Origin of the sequence: Pseudomonas sp. IT-P100, assembly GCF_949767185.1 — a bacterium.
GTDB classification, from domain to species: Bacteria; Pseudomonadota; Gammaproteobacteria; order Pseudomonadales; family Pseudomonadaceae; genus Aquipseudomonas; species Aquipseudomonas fluorescens_B.
This window is the reverse complement of record NZ_CATKQK010000011.1, coordinates 618,816-636,491: the sequence shown is the minus strand read 5'-3', so window position 1 is coordinate 636,491 and position 17,676 is coordinate 618,816. Positions and strand designations below refer to the sequence as shown.

Here is a 17,676-nt window from a genome sequence, read left to right as displayed (position 1 = left end):
TCAGGGATGAACCCATGACCCTTTCTGCTTCCAGTCCCGAATTAGGGACCGGTGGTGTCACCACCCAAACCGCCTTGCAGTCCTCAATAAAGGACCCGTATTACCGCTTCAAAGGGAGCCGAAACACATTGCCCGGCGGCGAGCGGTTGACCTTCTGGGCTTGCTCAAGGGAATCAAGAACTCGCTTGAGCGTTTCCCTGACGAGCTCTTCGCCCGTGATGCCTGCGTTGTTCGCCACTCGCTCAAGTACGTCCATCTGTTGCTGGTCCAGCAGTACTGCCGGTTCTAGAAAATTCATTGCCCGTCCTCTGGTGAGCGGGATTGGCTAGGCCCGTTTTATTTCGATCCATTCGGGCAGCTCACCCGTTTGCTCGATCACTTCGATCACAGCTTTGAGAATCACTCGGCTAAGGGCGCTGTGTTGTGTGCCGACGCTGTGCGCGTATTCCCGGAGCCGAATGAACTCTTCGTCATTCAGCAAAACCTTCACTTGGCGTGCGTGGCGGTGTTCTTTTTTTCCGTAGGCCATGGGGTTCACTTCCGCTTTCGGGGTGACAGGGCTTGGGTTATGCGGCGACTTTCTTTGGGTGGGCTTCTGCGAGAAGCCAAGACGCTTCGAATGGTTTGCCTTTGGCCTCGGCCAAAGCTGCAATCCGCTCCGCGTAATGCGTCTCGCCGGTGTACTCAGTGCGCGGAAGGCAGTCAGCTGCAAGCCACTTGTAAACAGCCCGCGGGGACTTGCCACAAGCCAGTGCAACGACTGGAACGCCGCCAGCGTCTTCTATCGATTTCTTGAGCGGCCGCATAAGGCCTCCGGGTCATTTATGAACTTACAGTACATATTATGTCGGAACTGAAAGTACATGCAAGGGCATGCGATGCTGAACCTATGGTTCATATAGAAGATATTCGCGCTGCTTTTGTTACCCGGCTTAAAAAAGCCTTATCCGCCCACGGTATAGATCAGTGGGGCGCTGGCGCTCGTCTGGCCGAAATTGCCAAGGTCACACCTAAAGCATCTAGCAAATGGCTAAACGGTGAGTCCTTGCCGGGCCCCGCCAAGATGAGCGCTATCGCTGATGCGCTAGGCGTGAAAATCGAATGGCTCCAGCATGGCGCCGGTAATGAGCCAAGTTTTTCAAAACATGCTGACGTGGAGCCTGCCGCGGGCGAAACCGCTTCAAATTCGGCAGCCGACATCGTTCGGCAGATGCTTTCCAAGCAGGGGAAAGGCCTCTCAGCCGAGGCGCGGAGCCGACTGCTAGCTGCTGCCGAAGAGCCAAGCAACGTCATCACCGTAGATTTCTCTCGACCAGGCCAGGTCGGTGATGAGGTGTGGATAGCCCACTACGACGTGCGCGCTGCGATGGGCGGCGGGCAGATCCCTCACGAATACCCAGAAATGCTTCAGGACATAAGGGTCAGCCCCAAACACCTGCGCGAGATGGGCGTTACGTTCAAAGAGCACTTCCATCTCAAGATGATCACTGGGTGGGGTCAGTCGATGGCTCCGACTATTAAGGATCGCGACCCCCTCCTCGTCGATATCACGATCAGGGAGTTCACCGGGGATGGTATCTACCTCTTCTCCCACGACGAAATGCTGTATGTGAAGCGCCTGCAGAAGAAAGGCAAGGAACGCTTCAAGATGATTTCGGACAACAAGCACCACGACCCTGAGGACATCCGTGTGGATGACACTCACATACTGGCCCGGGTGCTTTACGTGTGGAACGGGCAACCGGTTTGAAGCCATGCCCACCTCCACGAAGAATCAGCCGGAAAGCAAAGTCGCAGCAACTGCTGCAGACATTGAGAAATCGATCCAGGCTCTGAACAAAATGGCTGAACGCCTGTGGGGAGATGGACGAGAGGCCGAGGCGAAAGCCCTCCTCGATGCCTTGGATTCTCTAAACCGGGCGCTAGACCGGATCAGGATTGGAGAGAGCCGCAGGGTTCTTCATTGAAACGTACACGCCCCAGCTGAAGGCTGGGTATATAAATAGCGAGGCAGATGGCTGATGGGATTGCTCGAATTTTTATCCGACCTTTTCGGTGGTCTCGCTAATCTCCAGCCTTACGAAAAACCTCGCAGGGCTTTCACGCGAGGATTTGTCGCATTCTGTGTGATGGTGGCTGTGCTTGAGCTGATGACGCTGAACCATTTCTACAGTGCTCGCTAGAAAGGCATGGCCGGGTTTAAGAGTTAACGCCGCTAACTGTGCTCCGGAGAACCATTAGAGTTACGGCGGATCACCCGGCGCACGGGATTCCCAGCCGATCTGGAACGAGGGTTGACGGCATGGCGCACTCACTTCAATACCAGATAACCGAATCCGTTCGCGTCGTTGAAATCGAGGTTGGGAAGCTGCTCGATTTGGCAGCGATGCTGAAAGACGCTAGGAATGATGTCTTGGCGACAGCTGTCTCGAACCAGGCGAATAAGCTGCTAGAGGCTGCGGTCGCTCTGAGAATCGCGATGGCAGGCTGAATGATTACGCTGATGAGGCGGGATCGGCTGACTGCTTACGCCGGCAAGGTAAAGGCATGACGGATTGCGTAGGTGAAAGCTTTAACTGCTCGTGAACCTTCGTCTTTTTTCTGAAGGGTTTTCCGAGCGCATCGATAGGGCTGGCTCGTTGATGCCAGTCTCAACTAGACTGCAAGCAATTCCACCTTAATAGCATTCATCATATTTTTGGACGGACCCATGACCGATGAGATTCTCCCTGGCAGTGACAGCGATCCAACCCAAGAGCCGGGAAAGCGGCTGCCAGTAGAGGCTCGGTATCAAAAGACATTAATTCCTGTGGATGCGATTACGACGTTCACAAGTGCTCTGGGCACTGCTGACCTCAAGACTATCGTCGAAGGTCGTGACGGAAAACACTACGCGGTAAAAACGACCAGCGATGGCGCTGGCAAAATCCCTGCGTCAGAGCTCTTTTGCTATGAACTCGCTTACCGCGTGGTAATCCCCACTCCGTCCTATTCCTTAATCAAATTGCCAACTGGAGAGTTGGCTTTCGGATCCGCGTGGGAGGGAGGCGTAATAAATGGCAATAGCCAAATTGACTACCCTACTTTCATCGACAACGTTTTACGCGGAAACGTAAAGGTTACCAACCTGCAAAGCTTTTTTAGCAGATTGTATGCCTTCGATTTATTTGTAAACAATGTCGATCGCCACTGGAACAACTACTTATGGCGCACCAGTTTTGGCGATTCTCTTATCGCACTGGCTTTTGACTTTAGCAAAGCTTGCTTTGAAGTTGGACACTCTGGTTTTGAGGCTACCCATCCCAGCACTAAGACACAGCTAATATTCTCCATGCTTAACGTTTCAAAGAACTATATTCGCGCAGAAGCGGTAGCTTGCCTTGAAGAGATTCGAGTTATAAGTAGTGAGGACGTTTCGACTATTCTAGAGAACTTTCCATCGTCTTGGATGTCAAAACATGATCGAAAGTCATATATTGACTGGTGGAGCTCGCAAGCGCGACACGACAGAATCGACTCTTTAATGAAATTATTGTAGGAGGTAATAAAGTGATTACCTTTAAATATTCAATAGTTAAGTACATGCCTGACCCTAAGCGGGGCGAGGTAGTGAATGTTGGCTTGGTCGTCTTTACAGAGCAAAAGGTCGATGTTCGTGTACTGAACGCTTCCGCGAAAGTTCGGGTAATTGATGGCACCTCAAGCGTAGCTGATTTGGACTCCCTTAAAAAAGGTCTTGAGTCGATTGCAGCCTGGGCGACCAATTCAGAACAGGCGATTAGTTTTCTAAAGACGTTTGATTCTTCTAATTCATTTATGGGCGAAATCTCCTATTTTATAATTGATGACATTAATCAATATGAAAAAAGAGTTTCAAACTTATTCAATGAACTAGTGAAACCGTATGCATCTAAAGAAAAAACTGTTAGAAGCTCAAGAATCCACACCTATGTAAAAAACATATTCGAAGGAATGGATATGCTAGGAAAAGACTACGACGACCTAAGCAGGCACAAGGTGGTTCACAATTACCCCCTTAGTGACAAGTCAGGCTTTACGGCTGACTTTCTTTTAAAAAATGGTAAATTTCATATTACAGAAGCCATTGATTTTAACTTAAATGATCCAAGCGCAAAGTTTAAAGAAACAACAATGAAAGTAATGACTTTCATGGAGGGAAGAAAGTTTCTTGGCGATGACTCAGCTAGATACTTTGTGTACTCCGCAAGTGCATCAAGAGAAAAAGATGTGCTTCCGCACATCAACCTAGCCGAAGAATATAGCGACAGAATTTTCAACTTAGAGTCAAAGGCTGAACATACGGAATACTTTAATTTGATGTCTTCGTTGGTAGGCCGAGACCTTCTCAGCATCCATTGAATGCGGCATTACCGTGTAAAGCACGAGATCAGCACCGGGCTTTTCGTATCCGCCTGTCACGCCTTCGTCACACCTACCAAGCACAGTGCAGTCAGCCAAAGGGATTTGGCCCGTCTTCAGAGAGCCCGGCCAAGTGCCGGGCTTTTTCGTTTCGGCCTTTCACAAGTTTTTCACGGGCTGCAGCCTATGGTGATTTCAGCTCCTAATGAAACCTTTAGCCCGCGCTCCCCCTCGCGGGCTTTTCTTTGTCTGTAATTCGGTATGAGTGACGATTTACGTCCCATCTTCCAGCCCTTCATTGGCGTGTGCATAAAAGGCGTTCGCCTCCCTCATCATCTCCCGTCATTCACCGCCATTCACCGCCGTCTATCACACCGGTGCGATTTAGTTCGTCCACCATAATCACCAAGGCTTGAAGCTGCTCCTCGACGTCCATGCGGATCTCCGGAGCCTCCCGCAGCTTGCGCCAACCAACCACGGATTTGTCTTTCTGGTCTTCATTCATTGCTGCTCACCTGGCTGACTGTGAATCTGTAGAGATGCGCCAGGTACGGGTGTTCAACGAAAGCGACGTTCGACGCTGTTCCATGGTGGCCGTGCGCCACGAATGGTAGAGTGCCATCCCCACATGGAGTGCTCGTGATGAAGATTCTTGGATTGGCCCTTCTTGCCTTGGTGTGCTTAGTCAGTTACCTAATCGGAAGTGGAACCAATAATATTGCACTGATAGCCAGCATCGTGTTTTTTCCAAGCGCGATTGCGCTGTATTTTTATCCGACCATCTGTGCTGCCGGCGAGCACCCAAAGATCACCCCGATATTCGCACTCAATCTGCTGGCGGGTTGGACCCTTTTGGGCTGGGTTGGGGCTTTCATCTGGGCACTGAACAAGCCAGTCCGACAACCGCTGCACTCCGTTGAAACGACAACGTACGCCGAGGATGTCGCTGCCTCTAAAGCAAACAAAGAATGCCCGTACTGCGCTGAGACCATCAAAGCTGCTGCCAAGAAGTGTAGATTCTGCCAATCTGAACTTGGCGAGCAGCCAGCCTAGCTTTTCCCAAATTTAGAAGCCCGCCGAGTGCGGGCTTTTTTACGCCTGTCAGAAAGGCGCCGGTTCCTCTACCGGTTCAAACACTTCTACCGGCCGATCCTCCGCCGCACTCGCCTCCCACTTCAGCGTCACCGACTCATCGTCGTTGAGCGTCATGTCTATGCCCTCCGTCTCGTTTAACAGCCCAATCACCTCCTCCCATTCCCGATCTCCGTCCGCGTCCAGGCGATGGATCGTTACCCAGCGCTGAATCTGCGCTACAGGGTGATTGATCATCTCAGAAACCCGCAGGCCGAGCCTTTGAATCCCGGTCATCTCATGCCGCCCTTCCGGCTTTTCTTGTTTTTTCGCCTTCGCCATTTCGCCCCCAAGTGCTGTATATGCATCCAGTATCGAGCGACTATATCGAAGCAATCCACCCCGGTAAATCACTAAACCGCTTCCCGGAAATTTTTCCCGGTTTGTGTACTGACGAGAAAAATATGTACTTTTGGTACTTGACTCAATGTGAACTGATGGTTCATATTTCATCCATCGCAACCCAGTCCCCACATCGGGACCGCAGCGAAGGGCCTCAACAGACCCGCCGCTCTTTAACAGTCTGGAATCTTCGCGGATCGATCCCCGGCAACGGGAAGCCCTTGTGGCATCGCTGGCAACAGCGAACAGCGCGAAACACAAATTTCGATCTCCATGCCAGCTCTGGAACTGGCCGTCCTCCCCTCATGGGAGGACGCCAAACCATGCAAGACAGCCGGCGAATAACACCGAACACGAAATGTGTGACGCCGGCCAGGTGGGGAAACCGCGGCGACGCGTATGGGGCGGATAGCAACACGGAATTTTTCACTGATGCACCCAGCTGCAGTCCGGTCGGGTGCATTGGGAAAACAACCGGAGGCAGAAAGATGGCCTGCAAGATTTGCGATTCAGGTAACACAGTCTCACTGGGAATGCGTACCCCGCACATTTACTGCCGGTCGTGCAGCGCCCACGAATATGAGGGGCAGGTGATCGACAAGAACGCCTGGAACTCATGGATCAATGGCGACACAGAACGACCAATAGGAGATTCGCATGCTCCACATAATCTTGATCGGCGCAGCGCTCAGCCATGCGCGGCCAGAACCGCAATCTGAAAGCGGCCTGCTAACCGATCCATTGCGCCTACATCGTGAACGCTGGCGATGTACCAACGGGGTCGCAGCGTTCTGGCGCTGACCTCCCCGCCCATAAACCCCGTGTGGCGCAGCAAGCCTGAAGGCTGCGCCCAACACTCATACAGGCAGCGGACAGTAGGTCGTCGATGTCACCGCGCATCGGCCGGGTTTCCGGTAGGCCACCCCATCGCGCCAGGACAACTTGATGCTGCAAACCCAGGCCGTCGCCAGCAGCGGGCCTGGGCACCCTGCCCCCGACACCACCCGCATGCACTCCCCTCCGCGCCCAACGGCAACCAGCGGAACGGATGAGTGCAGCCGAGTTTTGTTGGATCAGCACCGCCACTCTGGAGGCGACACGATGGCAACCAGTTATGCAGACAGTGCGCAGGCCCGAGAGTGGGACAGGCGCTATGACGCTTGGGGGCGGGAGAAGAAATCTCAGCCTGATGAATTCCACGACTACGAAGCTGCCGAGCAGATTCGCACCCAGGCGCTGGCTGATCGTGCTGCTCGTGCAATTGAAGAGCGTAAAAGCCTGAAGCGCCGCATTGGCCTGGCAATGGCGCAGATGGAATTGGTTTGTCCGCCAAAAGGAGGCGCAGCGTGAACGTTGAAGAGCGCGATCACCAGACAGCGGTCACCTGGATCGAAGGCGAGATCAACAACATGATCCGCGACCTCGGCAAGCCCAACGCCAGTTCAGCGGCGACATCAGTCATCACGTTGGCCTACCTACTGGGCGTCATCGACGACGCAGAACACCGCCACTACCGGGCTCGCATCGACCAGATATACGCCTCCTACAACAACTCAATCAAGCAGGGAGCCGCAGCATGACCACCCCGCCAGTTAAATCGCTGATCGACGATCAGCTCGATGAGATCGAATCGAAGCTGATCATGCTTGGTTTCGGCCTTCCGTTTAATGAAGTGATTGGCCAGCCCCGTGAACGCGCCGTCGCCAGCCTGCCGCAGCGCTTGGCGGCCACCATGAAGGGTGGGCGAATCGCGGTGAGGGTCAGGCCATGACCTCCTACCAGCGCGCCAAGCGTTACTGGTTTTGGCGCGGCTCGGGCTTCGCCCTGCTCTTCTTCACTGTCTGGATGCTGGCAAGCGCCTACTCCGGCCAGATCACTCAATAACTCTCAACCCTCAATGCTGCGCACCGCGCGGCAAGGAACTGTCATGTCCGCAAATACCAAACAAGCTTTCGCGCAAGACTCGCTGGAAATGAGCGACACCGACGACGCGAAAAAAACTGTAGTACCTGCCGTTGCCGTCACCGACATCGTCGAATACCGGCCGCACGAGGAGCAAATCGTTCGGTTGGAAACCACCTACGCGAAGTTGGTCGTTGACTGCTCGACCAGCGAGGGATTGGCGAATGCGAAGGAAGTTCGCGTCGATATCCGCGATGTGCGCTACGCCTTGGCGAACACCACGAAGACTGCGCTCGTGCCTTATCAGCAGGTGGTTAAAGACGCCCAAGCTCGTGTCAACCAGGTGAAAGAATTCGGCGAGGTGCTGAAGGATCGAGTTTTGGCGATCGAAGCGCCGGTTGACGAAGCAATCAAGGCCGAAGAAAAGCGCGTAGCTGATGCCAAGGCCGAACGCGAACGAGTCGAAGCTGAACGTGTAGAAGTCATCCGGACGAAGATTACCCGCTTCAGTTCTGTCGCTGCAGCATACGCCAGCCGCAGCGCTGCTGATGTCGCACTCGTTCTGCAAAGCGTCAAGGAGTCGGTGATCCTGCCCGGCGAATATGCCGAGTTCGAAGCTGAAGGCACCATCGCTCGAGACAACGCTATTGAGCAGCTGGAAACGCTGCACAAGTCGGCCGTCGAACGTGAAGAGGCTGCCGCCAAGCTTCTGGCCCAACAGAAAGAACTCGATGAGTTGCGCGAAAAGCAACGCATCGCCGACGCCGAAGCCGAGGAGTTGCGCAAACAACGCGCCGAAGAAGACCGTCTGCGTTTGAAGAAGCAGCAGGACGATCTGGACCAGCAGCGCCGCGACATGGAAGCACAGCAACGCCAACAGCGTGAGCAGCAGGAAGAACAACAGCGCCAGCAGCGCGAACGTGACGCTCAGTATCAGCGTGACCAGGAAGAACTGGCTCGCCTGCGTGCCCAAGCTGCCGCACCGGCCCCGGTCATTGCCGCGGCCGCGCGACTGATCGAAGAGCAGGCCGACGTCACCCCCGTCAGCACCAGCGGGATCGCCGCCGACCTCGACGATGTGACCGTCGATGCACCACCGGTTGAAGACATCGTCGAGGTTGTAGCCCTGGGCTTCGACGTGGATCTCGAAACTGCCCGCGCCTGGCTTCGCGCCATCCGCTTCTAACCATCCTTTCCATCTGAAGGCCGGCCGACCCACTCCATGTCGGCCACGGAGAGCGCAATGACCGACTCAGACACCCAAGCACCAACGGGCCTCACCACTTACCACGATCCATCGCACAACGCGGCCGCGCTCATCCTCGACCCAGGCACCATGAAGTCAATGAGCGACCTCGCGCTGATGATGTCGAAAGGCGTGACAACCGTCCCAAAGCATTTGAAGGGAAACCAAGCTGACTGCATGGCTGTTGTGCTGCAAGCGATGCAGTGGCAGATGAACCCATTTGCCGTTGCGCAGAAGACGTTCATCGTCAACGGCGGTGCGTTGAGCTATGAGGCGCAACTCGTCAACGCAGTGATCACCGCCAAGGCGCCAGTCAAGGGTCGCTTGAACTTCGAGTGGTTCGGTGCGTGGGAAAACGTCATCGGCAAGATGCGCGAAGTTACCAGCAGGACCAAAAAGGACGAGGACACTGGCGAGTTCAAAAAGTACCGCGTGCCGGCTTGGAGCTTTGACGACGAAAAAGGTCTCGGGATCAAGGTCTGGGCAACTTTCAAAGGTGAAGACGAGCCACGCGTTCTGGAGCTTCTGCTCACCCAGGTCCGCACACGGAACTCTACGCTTTGGGCGGAAGATCCAAAGCAGCAGATCGCCTATTTGGTGACAAAAAAGTGGGCGAGACTCTTCTGCCCTGACGTCATCCTCGGCGTCTACACGCCAGACGAGTTCGAAGACTCATACGGTGGCGAAATCGACATCACCCCTGTGAAGCAGGCTGCGAACACTGCTGCCGCCTCTAGCGTTTCGTTCGGCCCGAAATCCCCGTCACCGGAAATCGACGGTGTATTCGCCGATCTTTTGGCCGTCGCGAAACAGCAGGACATCGAAGCCTATGCGGCAGCTTGGGCCGGTCTCAAGCCGAAGCAGCGCGCAGCGATCGGCCTGGAGTGCCATGAAGCGCTCAAGGCCATGGCGGCAACTGTTGATGGCGACTTCACCGAAATCACTGGCAACCACGAAGGCCTGTCTCAGGCCGAGGAAGCGGCGTAGTGAGAACGGAACTTCAGGGCACTGAAAAGTGGCATGCGGACCGATCTGGCCGAGTGACAGCCAGCCGGTTTAAAGATGTGATCGCCTGGGGGAAGCCTGACAAAAATGGGAAGCGCGAGCCGATGGGGGCTCGCACCTCATACATGCGCGAGCTTTGCTTCGAGCGACTGGCGAAGAAGTCCAAGCACAACGTCAGCAGCGCATCCCTGAAATGGGGTCACACAGAGGAGCAGAAGGCTCAGGACGCCTACGAGATGTTGACGGGCAACATCGTCGTGCCGTCAGAGTTCATCGTCCACCCGAAGTACGACTGGCTCGGTTGCTCACCAGACGGCCTTATCAACGATGACGGAGGCACCGAGTCGAAGTGCCCATTCAATGAAGCGATTCACGTCAGGACATGGCTCGAAGGAATGCCTGAGGAACACATGCCTCAGGTTCAGGGCTGCATGTTCGTTACGGGCCGGAAATGGTGGGACTTCCTGTCGTTCGATTCTCGACAAGATGAAGAGTGTCAGCTCTACATCGAGACGATTTACCGCGACGAAGATTACATCGCCAACCTGCACAGAGAGTTGGTCCAGTTCAACCTGGAATTGAATCGCATGGTTGATGAGGTAGCGGACAAAGCCAGGGCGCAGGCCCACCGTTTAGGAGCTTGAGCATGATCAGCAACCACACCAATCTAGTCGAACAGCACCGGCCACAAGCTGAAGCGATATCGGACAAGATTGCGCAGTACCTCGCCGCCGGCGGGCGAATCGATGAACTCAAAAGCCCGCCACGCAAACCTCTGCCACCTCCCCGCTCGGAAAAAATAGACCCTGAAACGGTCCTCAGGCGGCGCCCAAAACCGATATCGGCTGCTGACCGCAAGGCGCTGCGCAAAATGGCGGACTCACTATGAGCAAGCGGAAGCCTAACAACGGATTCGCCCGCGCCGAACGCAGCTGTCGAGCGCTGCTCCGGACCAATCACGTCGCGGTCGTCAACATCGACCCGAGCGGCGTGCAGATCATGGCCAACTGGAAAAGCTGCCGGCAGATTCGGAGCCTGGCGATCGCCAATGCCTTGTTCGACTTCGCCTACCAATGGACGATCTACCTCAGCGCCATGTGTCGAGACGACCGCGGCGTTGAGTACGTCAAGTCGGTGGAGATATCGCCCGATGGGATCTACAAGGTCGAGCGCCTCACGGATGCTATCGAGCATTACTACCTGGAGCTGCGAAACAGCTGCAACCCGAACCATCTGGTTGCGTCGGGCTGGATCGCCGTTCCCGCGGAGGTATCGCTTGATGAGGCGCAGGCCGCAAAGCTGTTCTATGCCGCCGGCGCCTGGCATCAGGTAAAGGTCGCCGCATGAGACGAATCAGCAACCAGGTGCGCCAGCGCCGACGACAGACATGGCTGGATATACCGGCCCACGGAATTGAAGAGGCAGGCCATGGCCAAGAGCAATGCAGATCGCTCAGCGAAAGCCGCGGCGAAGAGGAAGGAGCGCGGCGAAGAGGAAATAAGGTTGCACTGCCTGCCGGGGACTCGCCAAGCCTTGGCTGAGCTAATGGCCTGGAGCGGCATAGAGGAACAGGGTGAGGCGATCACGCTGATGATTCATCACTTACATGCGCTAGGTCGTGAGCGGGCGGTGCTGTTCCTGACTCCGCCACGCCACAAATACGAGGTCTCACAATCTGTGGCGTTAGAATTCAACCGCAAAAGCATGTTGATGGTTCAGCAAGATCCGGGCGATGAGTTTGTAGCGCCGGGTCAGTAGCCTTGCCGGATATGCTACCTCTGAAGGCTACCATACACCTTGGGTGCACTCTAAATTGCTCCTGACCTCACGAGTAATAGGTGGCTTTGCACTTGCATTATAGTTTTATGAACTGATTTATATACGACTTTACTCGATCATCAGGGTCGAACGCACGAATGCTAAACATAGCGCCGCCAGCTGAAGAATGGTCGAAAACCACTTCGCTATAGCCAGGATCCAGGGACTTAACGATTGATATGAAGGAGTTTCTATTTGTAGTGGATGCTTCAGCCAATCCTCGAGCGGCTGAATAGGCTAGCACGTCTGCTAGATCTAAAAACAATGGCTTTAAACCATGAACTGGCTTGGGAAGAAATCTTTCATTGTTGTGTTCAACTGGAAAAAAACTCCGAAGGCTATCCACTTGTCGATTTCGGTTTAAATAAAGAATTTTAGTTTTATCACCATCAACATAAGACTCAACGCGTGAGTGCGGAAAAATATGAGTTAATGGCCCAATCGCCGCTTGGAAACAAAGGTGCATTTTCGTCTTCAGATTACCAAGATCCAAAGTGAGCGGCTTTGTGAGCTCCTCGGACTCAAAAAGAAGGGTAGCTGGTGCCTTCCTAGTATCCAAATAGCCAACCCATCCGCGAGCGCCAGCCAAGAAAGATTGGATCATTATCTCATCGAAAAACTTTAGTACTTTTTCGTCCGTGAATTCTGAGAATTGCGTCTTCGATCGCGCGTACTTATTAAAAAGCTCTCGACAATGAATTTTGGCGCCCTCATCTAACCCGTATATTTTTTTAACTTTACTTACGGACGCTTCAACAAGCTCATGATTTTTCTGCGGAATTATTATAAATGCATATGTAACAATTTCATTGAAATGACTTTCATCTCCATACAGTGCAACATCTTTTTTTTCCTGAGTCATTCTCTTCTCCGTATGTGTCCCTGTTTGACTTCCCATTCTTACCCCCTGAGCTAGTACCCTCTCCAAATACAAATTGCCACCATGCCGCATCCGGAACGGAGGGCGGCACCTACTTCGCGTGGACTCCCAACACGGCCGAGTAGTTTGAGCGCGCAGTCGGATGATCAATCAGAACGCCCTGCCTTCATAAAGGCTGACAGCCAAACGGACAGGGCACCGAGCAAGAGGGGTGGCCAGACAATCAACGCAGCATCTTCAACACTGAAGATGCCATCCATAAACCTTTCAAACGTAAACCTTTGGTTAATGGCAAGCCTGATCATGCCCCACGTCATGAGGCCAATAAAGATCGCTATCAGGCACAAGCCCAGACGGCGCAGCGATCGTTCAATAAGAAATTTCTGAGCACTATTCATAAGCTTCCTGCTACCGAATCAAAGTCGAACACAAATACCCCACTTCAACGAATCACGCCAGCCAGCGAGGCAGGCGTCTGCCTGGAAATCACTTATGACCATCACCGCACCGGTCATCCGTTACCACGGTGCCAAGTTCCGGCTTGCGCCGTGGGTACTGCAACATTTCCCACCACACACGTGCTACGTCGAGTCATTCGGCGGCTCAGCCGGCGTGCTGATGAAAAAGCCTCGATCGTATGTTGAGGTGTACACCGACCTGGACGGCGACATCGTGAACCTGTTCCGCGTTCTGCAGGATCCGGTTTCGCGATCGGTGCTCACCGAGCGCCTAGTGTTTACACCCTACTCCCGCGAAGAGTTCGAATTGTCCTGGGCGCCGAGCACCGAGCCGATTGAGCGGGCACGACGGACGATCATCAGAGCCCAGATGGGCTTCGGGTCAGCCGGTGCAACGAAGGGCGTCACCGGTTTTCGCATCGATACGAAGAGGCAGTACGGCACGGCGCAGTCACTTTGGGCCACGTATCCGGAGCAACTCGCCGAAGTTGGCCAGCGCTTGAGCGGTGTGCTCATCGAGAACAGACCGGGGATAGAGGTGATCAAAGCACATGATGGGGTGCAGACACTGCACTACGTTGACCCGCCCTACGTGCATGACACCAGGTACAAAGGGGCATCGAACGGCCGCTACTACAAGCACGAAATGAACGACGCTGCGCATCGCGATCTTCTCGGCATTCTACTCGAGCTGGAAGGTATGGTCGTGCTGTCTGGATACCCGAGCGACCTATATGCGGAGCTGTTGCCGGGCTGGAGGAGCTACAGCACCTCGGCGCGCATATCTGCCGCACGAGGCACCGCAAGTCGAATCGAATGCATCTGGCTAAATCCTGCCTGCTTCGTTCGTATCAGCCAAATCAGTCTGGATTTATGTGAACGCACCTGCCCCCCTCAAACGTAAACCCGCGTGCCTACCTGGATACGCCCTGCCAACTAATATGAAATATTATCTGAAATAGTCTAAAAGCTTGTCTACGCCCGCTACTTTCCTCTTAACATCGGAAAATAGTTCATATATTTCAGGAATATCAGTCACAGTCCAGAGAACTCTATCTCGATCATCCAAAACCGCAAAGTTCACATAATCAACCCAATAAAAATCATCTTCATCTCTATAATTCTTCGAGCGAACTTCGTACATACAAAACCTGGTTCCGCGAAATTCAGTCTCCACAAACAAAGAGTATATATCGTCAGTACCGAGAGTCATAGATCGAGGAGCATCGCCTATCTTCCAAGCGACACGACCTGTAACAGTTTCCTCTATCAACCTAACAATCATATTTACTATTCTTGGATCATTCATACCCTTTCCACCTCATTATCCTGGTGTTTGGCTTTAAGCAAAGTTACAAAATTATGAAGTTCGCGTTGTATTTTCCAACCTTCGACTTCAGTTATATCCCGCCTGAAAACATACCAAATGCTTGTCCTAGAGATAGAAGACGCCAAACTATCAGCAGACCTTTTCTCAATACCATCTAATTTTTGGCTAACGTTTTCAAGATGTCCGCGAATTTGATGAAGAAGGTCGATAACGTCATTTTCCCTTCCATTCCAATCCTTCAGCCCTTCCCTAACGTGTTTGAGAAGTATGACTAAATCGTCATGAGTCTCAGGAATCCTGTGTTTCTTTTTAAGACGATCACCAAACATCCCGACATAACAAAATGTTCCAAAAGCGAACAATGTACCGATCAAAGTAAAAACAATGCCGTACTTATTGGCTTCGCTCCAAAAGCTATCACTCGTCCAAATTCCGATCGACCACAATATCGCAAACAAAACAGCAAAAAGGCCAGCCCCGCAGTAAAAAGCTATTTTGTATCCCATTATCTGCTCCCACTCCATAACGGGATGATACCACTCGTTTCGTAGTTCCTCACGTCACTCTACCGCCCGGGCATGACCCGGCATAGGACGCCCCATGCCCACAGAAAACCGCAAGCCTGATCTTCGCTCGATCGTCACCGAATCGCTGATGGGCATGATTGCCGCGGTGACTCAGATGGTTCCGCCGGCGAACGAACCACCACCGCCTTTCATTCAAGGCCCGATTGACCGGGCAGTTGACCGGATCAGCGCAGTAGTTGCGCCTGGTGTGACGCTCGCAGCCACCCGCACCAGGCGCGTGTACGTCGCCGGGCCCATGACCGGGATTGAGGACTTCAACTATCCAGCCTTCAACGCCATGGCCGACCAATTGCGCGCCCGGGGTTACGAAGTCGAGAACCCGGCAGACCACGGCATCGTCGCAGGCGCCCAGTGGGCAGACTACATGGCCTACGACCTGACCCGCCTGGGCCTGTGCGGCGTGATCGCCCTGCTGCCCGGATGGGAAAGATCGGAGGGCGCGAAACTCGAAGTTCAAATCGCCCACCGCCTCGGCATGACGGTTGTGAATGCCAATGATCTGGTATCAATGGAGATTGCAGGATGAACAATCAATGGAAATTGGTGCCGACTGAGGCGACCCGAGAAATCCTTGTTGCCATGCTCAAGGCCAACGGGCACGTCAACGCATACCGGGACGCAATCGCCGCCGCTGTACCGCCGCAAGATTTAAAGCCTTTCATGTACGGAATCATGCAGCCAGATGGGAAGCCGCACTACAGCGAGCTTTGCGTATCTGACGAGGCGCATCACCTCGACGATGAAGTCGATTCAATGAACGATGGCGAAGAGCTGGGCTACCGGGTTGTCGGGCTCTACGCCCAGCCGGATGCAGGCAAGGTCCAGCGCCTTAGGGCCGAGCGTGACGCCCTGCAGCTTCGCTTGAACGAAGCGGATCAGCGGATTGATGAGCTGACGCATGGCCATGGTGAGCATGTGGCGCTTATGTCCGTGGAGCGCAGCTACGACGTTCGAGCTCAGCAGATCCTTGCCTTCAACACGTCCAAGCAGGGTGGCGGTGATCTGGATGATGCGCTGGGTGCGGCATACAAAGCAGCACTTCGTTACATCCCTCACCCAGGCGAGCAGCCCGCGCCGGGATCGGTAGTGCGGCCCGTTGATCCTGAGCGCGAGCGCCTAATTGAGATCATCGAGCGTTACCCAAACAGCGATCCCCTCGAATACGACGCAGCCGTTCGCAAACTCCAGCAGTAACTCCCTCCCCCTTCAAAGTCAGCTTCACTCGCTGAATTAGACATTCAGATAGCAGGCGGAAGGACGTTGGTACCGGCGATGAGCGGCGCATTCATAAAGGCATCCCAGCATTTATAGGCTTCGTGCTGCCTCTTGTTTGCAGCATCCCACTCGGGACCTGAAACACACCTTGATGAAACCAGCGTCATCATTCCCAAGGTGGCAGCGTCAAGCTCTAACAGAAGCTGGTGCGACTCAAATCTGAAGTCGTCGATAGAAGCCATTGCCTTTCTCCTGGGCGGAACTCACCGCCATTGAGAAACAGCCGCTCCTCGAACGGTCGAGTACGGTCACCTCAGATAATTCATACCGTCTGACCACCGGTCAGCTTTATCCCTCCCTTCAAAGTCAGCCGCTATAGCGATGGCTGTTATTGGCATGGCACAGGTTCAAGGGTCTTATCAATCACCCACATATCCTTGCCATTGTACGAACCGTTGCTCACCCAATTTTCGGTCACCTTGGAACAGTTGCCATTTTTCGCCACTACGTATGTGCGCGGAAAACCTTGTGGCTTTTCCCCAACGCGCAACTGGGAGGTGTCAGTAGAAAACACTTTTGACTCATGAGAAGCACATGCCGCCAAGGCTGCCGCTGCCATCACCAAGATAACTTTTTTCATAAATTGCCCGATCAAGCCGGCAAAGCGCCGAGCCACTATATTGCCACCAAACTCGATTTTTAACCGCCCGATTACCGGGTAAGGACGAACAAATGCCTGAAATAAAGGAACGGCCGATCTTGTTCTCGGCCCCGATGGTGCGCGCCATTCTGGAAGGCCGAAAGACGGTCACGCGGCGCGCAGTGAATCCACAACCTGTGCTTACCGATGGCACTGGCTTTTTGTGGAAAGGTCATCTGTTCGGTAGCGGCTCAGACTCACGCGAGACATCTCGCAACTTCTCCCGCCATTGCTGCCCCTACGGCAAGTCCGGCGAACGGCTGTGGGTGCGCGAAACTTGGGCACGCGCGGGGAATGGGGACCCCGGTTATCTGACCTACCGAGCAACATACCCAGCGTGCCTGCCGCCAGGGTTGGAAAACGTTCCGCCGGCGAGCTACATCCGCTGGAATCCCAGCATCCATATGTTCCGGCGGGACAGTCGTATCCTGCTGGAGATCACCGACGTGCGCGTCGAGCGGTTGCAGGACATCAGCAACGAGCAGGCCGAAGCCGAAGGTGTCGACTTCCTGCGAGCGGCGCCAGACCTCGACGAGACATTGACCGCGGCGCAACTGTTCGACTGCCTCTGGACGTCAATCAAAGGCGCCGAAAGCTGGGACGCCAACCCCTGGGTCTGGGTCGTCGAGTTCAAGCGGGTCACGCCATGATCATCCCAGTCTATGCCTCGCCTACATGGCCT

Annotated in this window: 28 protein-coding genes; 18 read left to right on the top strand and 10 right to left on the bottom strand. The window is 54.0% G+C overall.

Annotation, left to right across the window (positions count from 1 at the left end; all coding sequences use genetic code 11):
* Positions 1–100 precede the first annotated feature (100 nt).
* Positions 101–298, bottom strand: a complete 198-nt coding sequence (locus ACM6IQ_RS11240) for a hypothetical protein (protein ID WP_414878753.1) — start codon at positions 296–298, stop codon at positions 101–103.
* A gap of 27 nt (positions 299–325) precedes the next feature.
* Positions 326–529: a hypothetical protein gene (locus ACM6IQ_RS11235; RefSeq protein ID WP_214382183.1), complete on the bottom strand. Its 204-nt coding sequence runs from the start codon at positions 527–529 to the stop codon at positions 326–328.
* A gap of 360 nt (positions 530–889) precedes the next feature.
* Here ACM6IQ_RS11235 and ACM6IQ_RS11230 point away from each other — a divergent pair, with 360 nt between their 5' ends.
* From ACM6IQ_RS11230 to ACM6IQ_RS11215, 4 genes are all read left to right on the top strand, one after another.
* On the top strand, positions 890–1,750 hold the full coding sequence (locus ACM6IQ_RS11230; protein WP_414878983.1) for a LexA family transcriptional regulator: 861 nt from the start codon (positions 890–892) through the stop codon (positions 1,748–1,750).
* Between the two features lie 4 nt (positions 1,751–1,754).
* Complete coding sequence (locus ACM6IQ_RS11225; RefSeq protein ID WP_414878752.1) at positions 1,755–1,967, top strand: hypothetical protein; 213 nt, start codon at positions 1,755–1,757, stop codon at positions 1,965–1,967.
* Positions 1,968–2,710: 743 nt separating this feature from the next.
* On the top strand, positions 2,711–3,538 hold the full coding sequence (locus ACM6IQ_RS11220; RefSeq protein ID WP_414878751.1) for a HipA family kinase: 828 nt from the start codon (positions 2,711–2,713) through the stop codon (positions 3,536–3,538).
* 11 nt (positions 3,539–3,549) lie between these two features.
* A complete protein-coding gene (locus tag ACM6IQ_RS11215) occupies positions 3,550–4,380 on the top strand; it encodes a DUF3037 domain-containing protein (protein WP_414878750.1) in 831 nt (276 codons plus the stop codon).
* Positions 4,381–4,726: 346 nt separating this feature from the next.
* On the opposite strand, the gene ACM6IQ_RS11210 is transcribed toward ACM6IQ_RS11215, so the two are convergent.
* Complete coding sequence (locus ACM6IQ_RS11210) at positions 4,727–4,885, bottom strand: hypothetical protein (RefSeq protein WP_414878749.1); 159 nt, start codon at positions 4,883–4,885, stop codon at positions 4,727–4,729.
* A 137-nt stretch (positions 4,886–5,022) separates the two neighbouring features.
* On the opposite strand from ACM6IQ_RS11210, the gene ACM6IQ_RS11205 reads away from it, so the two are divergent.
* A complete protein-coding gene (locus ACM6IQ_RS11205) occupies positions 5,023–5,433 on the top strand; it encodes a superinfection immunity protein (protein WP_414878748.1) in 411 nt (136 codons plus the stop codon).
* A gap of 48 nt (positions 5,434–5,481) precedes the next feature.
* Here the strand turns inward: ACM6IQ_RS11205 and ACM6IQ_RS11200 are convergent, their stop codons facing one another.
* Positions 5,482–5,793: a DUF1654 domain-containing protein gene (locus ACM6IQ_RS11200; protein WP_414878982.1), complete on the bottom strand. Its 312-nt coding sequence runs from the start codon at positions 5,791–5,793 to the stop codon at positions 5,482–5,484.
* Positions 5,794–6,954: 1,161 nt separating this feature from the next.
* On the opposite strand from ACM6IQ_RS11200, the gene ACM6IQ_RS11195 reads away from it, so the two are divergent.
* The 9 genes from ACM6IQ_RS11195 to ACM6IQ_RS11155 all read left to right on the top strand — a co-directional run bounded on the left by ACM6IQ_RS11195 (position 6,955) and on the right by ACM6IQ_RS11155 (position 11,764).
* Positions 6,955–7,203, top strand: coding sequence for a hypothetical protein (locus tag ACM6IQ_RS11195; RefSeq protein ID WP_414878747.1), 249 nt, complete (start codon positions 6,955–6,957; stop codon positions 7,201–7,203).
* Positions 7,200–7,433, top strand: a complete 234-nt coding sequence (locus ACM6IQ_RS11190) for a hypothetical protein (RefSeq protein ID WP_414878746.1) — start codon at positions 7,200–7,202, stop codon at positions 7,431–7,433. Before ACM6IQ_RS11195 ends, ACM6IQ_RS11190 begins: the two co-directional genes overlap by 4 nt.
* On the top strand, positions 7,430–7,624 hold the full coding sequence (locus ACM6IQ_RS11185) for a hypothetical protein (protein ID WP_214382175.1): 195 nt from the start codon (positions 7,430–7,432) through the stop codon (positions 7,622–7,624). The genes ACM6IQ_RS11190 and ACM6IQ_RS11185 overlap by 4 nt, the downstream gene beginning before the upstream one ends.
* Positions 7,625–7,750: 126 nt before the next feature.
* Positions 7,751–8,941, top strand: a complete 1,191-nt coding sequence (locus ACM6IQ_RS11180; RefSeq protein ID WP_414878745.1) for a hypothetical protein — start codon at positions 7,751–7,753, stop codon at positions 8,939–8,941.
* A 57-nt stretch (positions 8,942–8,998) separates the two neighbouring features.
* Positions 8,999–9,988, top strand: a complete 990-nt coding sequence (locus tag ACM6IQ_RS11175; protein WP_414878744.1) for a RecT family recombinase — start codon at positions 8,999–9,001, stop codon at positions 9,986–9,988.
* Positions 9,988–10,650 carry a lambda exonuclease family protein gene (locus ACM6IQ_RS11170; RefSeq protein ID WP_414878743.1) on the top strand — a complete coding sequence of 221 codons (663 nt, stop codon included), beginning with the start codon at positions 9,988–9,990 and terminating at the stop codon, positions 10,648–10,650. The genes ACM6IQ_RS11175 and ACM6IQ_RS11170 overlap by 1 nt, the downstream gene beginning before the upstream one ends.
* A 2-nt stretch (positions 10,651–10,652) precedes the next feature.
* Positions 10,653–10,895 carry a hypothetical protein gene (locus ACM6IQ_RS11165; RefSeq protein ID WP_414878742.1) on the top strand — a complete coding sequence of 81 codons (243 nt, stop codon included), beginning with the start codon at positions 10,653–10,655 and terminating at the stop codon, positions 10,893–10,895.
* Positions 10,892–11,353, top strand: a complete 462-nt coding sequence (locus tag ACM6IQ_RS11160) for a hypothetical protein (RefSeq protein WP_414878741.1) — start codon at positions 10,892–10,894, stop codon at positions 11,351–11,353. The genes ACM6IQ_RS11165 and ACM6IQ_RS11160 overlap by 4 nt, the downstream gene beginning before the upstream one ends.
* Positions 11,354–11,434: 81 nt before the next feature.
* Positions 11,435–11,764, top strand: coding sequence for a hypothetical protein (locus ACM6IQ_RS11155; protein ID WP_414878740.1), 330 nt, complete (start codon positions 11,435–11,437; stop codon positions 11,762–11,764).
* 97 nt (positions 11,765–11,861) lie between these two features.
* On the opposite strand, the gene ACM6IQ_RS11150 is transcribed toward ACM6IQ_RS11155, so the two are convergent.
* Together ACM6IQ_RS11150 and ACM6IQ_RS11145 are read right to left on the bottom strand one after the other, a co-directional pair.
* Entirely contained in the window at positions 11,862–12,686 is an 825-nt protein-coding gene (locus ACM6IQ_RS11150) for a hypothetical protein (RefSeq protein ID WP_414878739.1), read from the bottom strand.
* Positions 12,687–12,850: 164 nt separating this feature from the next.
* Positions 12,851–13,102 carry a hypothetical protein gene (locus ACM6IQ_RS11145; protein ID WP_414878738.1) on the bottom strand — a complete coding sequence of 84 codons (252 nt, stop codon included), beginning with the start codon at positions 13,100–13,102 and terminating at the stop codon, positions 12,851–12,853.
* 94 nt (positions 13,103–13,196) lie between these two features.
* Here ACM6IQ_RS11145 and ACM6IQ_RS11140 point away from each other — a divergent pair, with 94 nt between their 5' ends.
* Entirely contained in the window at positions 13,197–14,066 is an 870-nt protein-coding gene (locus ACM6IQ_RS11140) for a DNA adenine methylase (RefSeq protein ID WP_414878737.1), read from the top strand.
* Positions 14,067–14,111: 45 nt separating this feature from the next.
* Here ACM6IQ_RS11140 and ACM6IQ_RS11135 read toward each other — a convergent pair whose 3' ends face one another.
* Both ACM6IQ_RS11135 and ACM6IQ_RS11130 read right to left on the bottom strand, forming a co-directional pair.
* A complete protein-coding gene (locus tag ACM6IQ_RS11135) occupies positions 14,112–14,471 on the bottom strand; it encodes a hypothetical protein (RefSeq protein WP_414878736.1) in 360 nt (119 codons plus the stop codon).
* Positions 14,468–14,998 (bottom strand): hypothetical protein, encoded by a 531-nt coding sequence (locus ACM6IQ_RS11130; protein WP_414878735.1) that lies wholly within the window; start codon positions 14,996–14,998, stop codon positions 14,468–14,470. Before ACM6IQ_RS11130 ends, ACM6IQ_RS11135 begins: the two co-directional genes overlap by 4 nt.
* A 94-nt stretch (positions 14,999–15,092) precedes the next feature.
* On the opposite strand from ACM6IQ_RS11130, the gene ACM6IQ_RS11125 reads away from it, so the two are divergent.
* A complete protein-coding gene (locus tag ACM6IQ_RS11125; protein ID WP_414878734.1) occupies positions 15,093–15,605 on the top strand; it encodes a DUF4406 domain-containing protein in 513 nt (170 codons plus the stop codon).
* On the top strand, positions 15,602–16,273 hold the full coding sequence (locus ACM6IQ_RS11120) for a hypothetical protein (protein WP_414878733.1): 672 nt from the start codon (positions 15,602–15,604) through the stop codon (positions 16,271–16,273). The genes ACM6IQ_RS11125 and ACM6IQ_RS11120 overlap by 4 nt, the downstream gene beginning before the upstream one ends.
* 44 nt (positions 16,274–16,317) lie before the next feature.
* Here the strand turns inward: ACM6IQ_RS11120 and ACM6IQ_RS11115 are convergent, their stop codons facing one another.
* Both ACM6IQ_RS11115 and ACM6IQ_RS11110 read right to left on the bottom strand, forming a co-directional pair.
* Positions 16,318–16,536, bottom strand: coding sequence for a hypothetical protein (locus tag ACM6IQ_RS11115; RefSeq protein WP_414878732.1), 219 nt, complete (start codon positions 16,534–16,536; stop codon positions 16,318–16,320).
* A gap of 146 nt (positions 16,537–16,682) precedes the next feature.
* On the bottom strand, positions 16,683–16,934 hold the full coding sequence (locus ACM6IQ_RS11110) for a hypothetical protein (protein ID WP_414878731.1): 252 nt from the start codon (positions 16,932–16,934) through the stop codon (positions 16,683–16,685).
* A gap of 92 nt (positions 16,935–17,026) precedes the next feature.
* Here ACM6IQ_RS11110 and ACM6IQ_RS11105 point away from each other — a divergent pair, with 92 nt between their 5' ends.
* Entirely contained in the window at positions 17,027–17,644 is a 618-nt protein-coding gene (locus tag ACM6IQ_RS11105; RefSeq protein WP_414878730.1) for a hypothetical protein, read from the top strand.
* Positions 17,645–17,676: the final 32 nt, after the last annotated feature.

Excerpts from the sequence above, each read along its gene's own strand:
- ACM6IQ_RS11205 (WP_414878748.1), top strand. The coding sequence starts at position 5,023 with ATGAAGATTCTTGGATTGGCCCTTCTTGCCTTGGTGTGCTTAGTCAGT.
- ACM6IQ_RS11165 (WP_414878742.1), top strand. The coding sequence starts at position 10,653 with ATGATCAGCAACCACACCAATCTAGTCGAACAGCACCGGCCACAAGCT.
- ACM6IQ_RS11230 (WP_414878983.1), top strand. The coding sequence starts at position 890 with ATGGTTCATATAGAAGATATTCGCGCTGCTTTTGTTACCCGGCTTAAA.
- ACM6IQ_RS11155 (WP_414878740.1), top strand. The coding sequence starts at position 11,435 with ATGGCCAAGAGCAATGCAGATCGCTCAGCGAAAGCCGCGGCGAAGAGG.
- ACM6IQ_RS11105 (WP_414878730.1), top strand. The coding sequence starts at position 17,027 with ATGCCTGAAATAAAGGAACGGCCGATCTTGTTCTCGGCCCCGATGGTG.
- ACM6IQ_RS11110 (WP_414878731.1), bottom strand. The coding sequence starts at position 16,934 with ATGAAAAAAGTTATCTTGGTGATGGCAGCGGCAGCCTTGGCGGCATGT.
- ACM6IQ_RS11185 (WP_214382175.1), top strand. The coding sequence starts at position 7,430 with ATGACCACCCCGCCAGTTAAATCGCTGATCGACGATCAGCTCGATGAG.
- ACM6IQ_RS11240 (WP_414878753.1), bottom strand. The coding sequence starts at position 298 with ATGAATTTTCTAGAACCGGCAGTACTGCTGGACCAGCAACAGATGGAC.
- ACM6IQ_RS11210 (WP_414878749.1), bottom strand. The coding sequence starts at position 4,885 with ATGAATGAAGACCAGAAAGACAAATCCGTGGTTGGTTGGCGCAAGCTG.
- ACM6IQ_RS11120 (WP_414878733.1), top strand. The coding sequence starts at position 15,602 with ATGAACAATCAATGGAAATTGGTGCCGACTGAGGCGACCCGAGAAATC.
- ACM6IQ_RS11125 (WP_414878734.1), top strand. The coding sequence starts at position 15,093 with ATGCCCACAGAAAACCGCAAGCCTGATCTTCGCTCGATCGTCACCGAA.
- ACM6IQ_RS11115 (WP_414878732.1), bottom strand. The coding sequence starts at position 16,536 with ATGGCTTCTATCGACGACTTCAGATTTGAGTCGCACCAGCTTCTGTTA.
- ACM6IQ_RS11195 (WP_414878747.1), top strand. The coding sequence starts at position 6,955 with ATGGCAACCAGTTATGCAGACAGTGCGCAGGCCCGAGAGTGGGACAGG.
- ACM6IQ_RS11225 (WP_414878752.1), top strand. The coding sequence starts at position 1,755 with ATGCCCACCTCCACGAAGAATCAGCCGGAAAGCAAAGTCGCAGCAACT.
- ACM6IQ_RS11235 (WP_214382183.1), bottom strand. The coding sequence starts at position 529 with ATGGCCTACGGAAAAAAAGAACACCGCCACGCACGCCAAGTGAAGGTT.
- ACM6IQ_RS11145 (WP_414878738.1), bottom strand. The coding sequence starts at position 13,102 with ATGAATAGTGCTCAGAAATTTCTTATTGAACGATCGCTGCGCCGTCTG.
- ACM6IQ_RS11160 (WP_414878741.1), top strand. The coding sequence starts at position 10,892 with ATGAGCAAGCGGAAGCCTAACAACGGATTCGCCCGCGCCGAACGCAGC.
- ACM6IQ_RS11175 (WP_414878744.1), top strand. The coding sequence starts at position 8,999 with ATGACCGACTCAGACACCCAAGCACCAACGGGCCTCACCACTTACCAC.
- ACM6IQ_RS11150 (WP_414878739.1), bottom strand. The coding sequence starts at position 12,686 with ATGACTCAGGAAAAAAAAGATGTTGCACTGTATGGAGATGAAAGTCAT.
- ACM6IQ_RS11200 (WP_414878982.1), bottom strand. The coding sequence starts at position 5,793 with ATGGCGAAGGCGAAAAAACAAGAAAAGCCGGAAGGGCGGCATGAGATG.
- ACM6IQ_RS11140 (WP_414878737.1), top strand. The coding sequence starts at position 13,197 with ATGACCATCACCGCACCGGTCATCCGTTACCACGGTGCCAAGTTCCGG.
- ACM6IQ_RS11220 (WP_414878751.1), top strand. The coding sequence starts at position 2,711 with ATGACCGATGAGATTCTCCCTGGCAGTGACAGCGATCCAACCCAAGAG.
- ACM6IQ_RS11135 (WP_414878736.1), bottom strand. The coding sequence starts at position 14,471 with ATGAATGATCCAAGAATAGTAAATATGATTGTTAGGTTGATAGAGGAA.
- ACM6IQ_RS11130 (WP_414878735.1), bottom strand. The coding sequence starts at position 14,998 with ATGGGATACAAAATAGCTTTTTACTGCGGGGCTGGCCTTTTTGCTGTT.
- ACM6IQ_RS11180 (WP_414878745.1), top strand. The coding sequence starts at position 7,751 with ATGCTGCGCACCGCGCGGCAAGGAACTGTCATGTCCGCAAATACCAAA.